Consider the following 4356-nt stretch of genomic DNA (forward strand, 5'->3'; position numbering starts at 1 on the left):
CCTCATGTTTTAATCTACCACAAATAAGTTCCGGAGATATCTTCTTTTTTAACAAAGCTATTATTAGCTTTTTAACTTTACAGGATAGCTTATGATTATTTGAAGTTCTGCGGCTTTGATATAGCTTCTGTGCTATCTCAGCATTATAGTCACTATTTATACTAGTGCGATTAAGTTCCTTTTTTATAGCTCTTTCACTATAGCCAATTTTATTGGCTATTTGAGATGTTTGGTATCCTAATTTAAGTAATTCTTCTATACAATATCTATTTGAAAGAGTTAAGTGCTTTGGCATTTTTTAGTTCCTTATCGTTTATTTTAGTTTCGTCAAAACCTAATAAACTATATTTGGAACTCTCTTTCAACTATTTAAAACTTTCAGAATACAATCTAGCTTTTATAAAATTAACTACCAATCTTAGCTAGACGCTTGCCAGCTCTTAGATTATTTTCAATCTCTTCCAATGAAACATCTTTTGTCTCTGGTACAAAAAACTTAACAAATAGTAAGCAAACTATACAAGATATCGCAAATCCAAAGAACGTACTATCAGGATGGAACGTTAACCAAGTTAGTGCAAAATTACCAATAATAGCATTACAAATCCAGTTACTCATAGTTGAAGCCGTTACACCAAAGTCTCTACCCTCAATAGGTTGAATCTCAGAACATAAAATCCAAATCACAGGCCCCATAGATATCGCAAAACCAAAAATAAATAATAGACAAAAAATTAACGCAGTCCATTGTAGTGTCTGAGATAAAACCATTGGCTGACCATATGCAAACCCTACTACTAGGCATGATGTAATAAGTAGACTTAAACCAAAGTATAGAATAGGCTTACGTCCAAACTTATCAACGTACTTAATCGCTAAGAATGTAGTCAACATATTAAGTAAACCAATTACTATTGTAGATGTTGAAGGATTAGTAAATCCTGCTAACTTAAAAATATCAGTTGAATAATACATAAAAGCATTCATACCTGTAAATTGTTGAAATGCTTGCAGAGCAATACCTAGTAATACTACTTTTATAAAAAACTTTTGCTTTAGTAGAGAAAAAATACTAACACCTGTATGAGTTGTTTGTCTAATTTCCTCATGCTCTTCTAAAGCTTCTGCTTCACTTGATCTTATCTTCTTCAGAACTAACGCAGCTTCTTCATTATTACCTTTTAATACTAACCATCTAGGGCTTCTTGGTAACGTCAAACACCCAAAAAACATTATCACAGATGGAACTGCCAATACTGCTAACATTATTCTCCATGAACCAGTACTTTCTAATGCAGAGTTTGTTAAAAAAACCAAAAATAAACCAATAGTAATCATTAACTGATATAAAGCTATAAGTGCTCCCCTAAACTCTTTAGGTGCTATCTCAGATAGATATAATGGAGCTATAAATGAAGCTATACCTACGGCTATGCCCAAGATAAACCTTGATGAAATAAATATTTCATAATTAGGTGCTAAAATACCCACAATTGTAAATATAGAAAATATAGCTGCTGCAATTAACAAAACTTTTCTACGACCATAATGCTTTGATAAAAAGCCACTACACAACGCTCCACATGCAGCACCCAATAATAACACACTAGATACATGTCCACTTTCAGCCATACTTAAATCAAATGTTTGGGATATGAAATGTAATGAACCATTTACATAGCCAATATCCATACCAAAAAGTAAACCAGCAAGTGCTGCTATTATAGCCACACGAATGACTACAGAATTTATTTTTTCACTCTGCATACAAACTTCCTACATTAATTTTTACTAAATACTCCAATTACTTATGATATACTATACTCAAAATAAAAAACAACATTTTTTTAATTATAAATGAAGATTTCAGCTACAATATCACAACTAAAATCCTCCCACCGTCGTAAAAATATTTTGACTAACGAATGGGTATTAGTATCACCTCACAGATTAAATAGACCTTGGCAAGGTCAATCAGAAGAAACACAAAAAAATACATTACCTGAGTATGATGATAAGTGCTATCTTTGTCCAACTAATACTCGAGCAAATGGAGAAATAAATCCTGACTTCAAAGAAACTTTTGTATTTGAAAATGATTTCTCAGCACTTTCTAAAGAAAAAATAGACCCTAAACTTGAGATAAATGATGATTTATTCCAATTAAGTGGTGCTACAGGTATTACTAAGGTTGTTTGTTTTTCTGCTAAACATAATCTGACAATGGCGTCAATGCAAGAAGAAGATATAACTAAAGTTGTAGATTTATGGGCGACTGAAGTCAATGAACTCAGCAAAAAATATCAGTGGATACAAGTTTTTGAAAATAAAGGTTCAATTATGGGTTGCTCAAATCCTCATCCTCATGGACAAATTTGGGCTTGTGATTTCTTACCTACAGAAGCTCAAAAAGAGTATAAGTCGCAACAACAATATTTTGAGAAAAACAAATCTAGTATACTGATAGATTATGCAAATAGAGAAATAAAGGAAAAAGATCGAATTGTTTATCAAAATGATGACTGGTTAATTGTTGTACCATTTTGGGCAACATGGCCATATGAGACATTGTTGTTGCCAAAATTTAAATGTCCTCATATTAATCATCTGGATAATTTGCAAAGAAAATCACTTGCTAATGCTCTAAAAGTACTATTAGTAAAATATGACAAGCTGTTTGATATTTCCTTCCCATATTCGATGGGTTGGCATGGTTCAATAAATGCTACAGAGTCTGATTACTGGCAGCTTCATGCACATTTCTATCCGCCATTATTGCGTTCAGCAACAGTTAAAAAATTTATGGTTGGTTTTGAAATGCTTGGAGAATCACAAAGGGATATCACTCCAGAGCTAGCAGCACAAGTTTTAAGAGAGCTATAATTATGATGGACTATATCAAAGATAATTTAATCAATCGTTTCGTTAAACTTTATGGTAAAAACCCCCAAGTTTTTTTCTCGCCTGGCAGAGTAAATTTAATTGGAGAACATACTGATTATAATAATGGTTATGTAATGCCATTTGCTATCAACAAAGGTACTTTTATATCTATCGCAACAAGAAGTGATGATACTGTAAATGTCTATAGTGAAAATCTTGATGACTCAACTTCTTTTAATATCAGTGAAGTACAGCAAGAAGTATCAAATACATGGCAAAACTATATAAAAGGCGCTATAAATATAATTAAACTAGATTTCTATAATGATATAAAAGGAGCAGATATTTATATTTTTAGTGATTTACCTTTTGGGGCTGGTCTTTCATCATCTGCTTCGTTAAATACTGCGTTAGCTTATGCTTATAATGAGATTTATGAACTAAACATTTCTAAACTTGAGCTTGCAAAAATTGCTCAAAAAGTTGAGCATGAATATATTGGTACAAAGTGTGGAATTATGGATCAGATGGCTTGTTTATTTTCAAAACAAAATGCTGCAACAATGATTGATTGTAATGATAATCATTGTGACAACATACCTTTTGAGCTTGATAACCTATCGGTGCTAATTTGTGATACAAATATTAAACACAATCTAGCGGATTCTGCTTATAATAAACGCCGTCAAGTCTGTGAAGATATAGCTAAATTTAATAATATAAAATCCTTACGCGAGCTAAATATAGAAAAATTAAAGCATACTAAAGCTAATTTTAACGAGGCAGACTATAAACTGGCATTACATGTCTACACAGAGAGTCAAAGAGTGGTAGATGCTACTAGTGCAATGACAACTAAAGATTGGAGTAATTTAGGTAAACTAATGTACCAATCTCACAACTCTTTAAAAAATGATTATAAAGTTAGTTGTAATGAGCTTGATTACTTAGTCGAGCTATCTCAAAGTTTTGCTGGAGTTTATGGAGCTAGAATGACCGGTGGAGGTTTTGGAGGCTCAACCATACACCTCCTGCCGACCAAACTTTTGAAGGATTACACAAAATACTTAGAAAAAAACTATTTTGAAAAATTTAATATAAAGCCTACTTTTTATATTTCAAAAGCTTGTAAAGGGACACACAAAATCTCCGATAAATAATATTTAAGAAAACAATTTAATACCAACTAAGTATTGCTAGATTGTATTCTCAATGTTTATAGATATACCAAAATGTACTTCATTAGGTGTCAAGTAATTTAAACATTTCTTAGGTCTATTATTCAAGTCTATCTGTAACTTTCTAATGTATTGATGAGATATATTGTTAAAGTTAGTACCTTTAGGTATAAATTGTCTGATATACCTATTCATGTTTTCATTAGTACCTCTTTGCCAAGGACTGTATGGATCAGCAAAGAATACTTTGATGCCAGTCTCGCTAGTTAGCTTCTTATGTTTAGCAAACTCTTTA

The 4356-nt window shown here is 31.8% G+C and carries 5 protein-coding genes; 2 read left to right on the forward strand and 3 right to left on the reverse strand.

Features of this window, described 5'->3' with window-relative positions:
- Window positions 1–295, reverse strand: a 295-nt coding sequence (locus tag F8C69_RS09270) for a helix-turn-helix domain-containing protein (protein ID WP_159184785.1), incomplete at its 3' end; no start/stop codon positions are given.
- Window positions 296–405: 110 nt separating this feature from the next.
- Window positions 406–1767, reverse strand: a complete 1362-nt coding sequence (locus F8C69_RS09275; RefSeq protein WP_159184969.1) for a sugar porter family MFS transporter — start codon at window positions 1765–1767, stop codon at window positions 406–408.
- Window positions 1768–1857: 90 nt separating this feature from the next.
- Here F8C69_RS09275 and F8C69_RS09280 point away from each other — a divergent pair, with 90 nt between their 5' ends.
- Both F8C69_RS09280 and galK read left to right on the forward strand, forming a co-directional pair.
- The gene (locus F8C69_RS09280; RefSeq protein ID WP_159184970.1) at window positions 1858–2883 is read left to right on the forward strand and encodes a UDP-glucose--hexose-1-phosphate uridylyltransferase; all 1026 of its coding nucleotides are present in this window, start codon (window positions 1858–1860) and stop codon (window positions 2881–2883) included.
- A gap of 2 nt (window positions 2884–2885) precedes the next feature.
- Complete coding sequence (gene galK / locus F8C69_RS09285) at window positions 2886–4043, forward strand: galactokinase (protein ID WP_159184971.1); 1158 nt, start codon at window positions 2886–2888, stop codon at window positions 4041–4043.
- A gap of 36 nt (window positions 4044–4079) precedes the next feature.
- Here galK and F8C69_RS09290 read toward each other — a convergent pair.
- On the reverse strand, window positions 4080–4356 hold a 277-nt coding region (locus F8C69_RS09290), incomplete at its 5' end, for an IS30 family transposase (protein WP_159184972.1).

It is taken from the genome of Francisella noatunensis subsp. noatunensis, assembly GCF_009823375.1.
Classification (GTDB): Bacteria; Pseudomonadota; Gammaproteobacteria; order Francisellales; family Francisellaceae; genus Francisella; species Francisella noatunensis.

Bases quoted from the DNA above. Each gene is read 5' to 3' on its own strand.
- F8C69_RS09275 (WP_159184969.1), bottom strand. From the start codon at position 1,767: ATGCAGAGTGAAAAAATAAATTCTGTAGTCATTCGTGTGGCTATAATA.
- F8C69_RS09280 (WP_159184970.1), top strand. From the start codon at position 1,858: ATGAAGATTTCAGCTACAATATCACAACTAAAATCCTCCCACCGTCGT.
- galK (WP_159184971.1), top strand. From the start codon at position 2,886: ATGATGGACTATATCAAAGATAATTTAATCAATCGTTTCGTTAAACTT.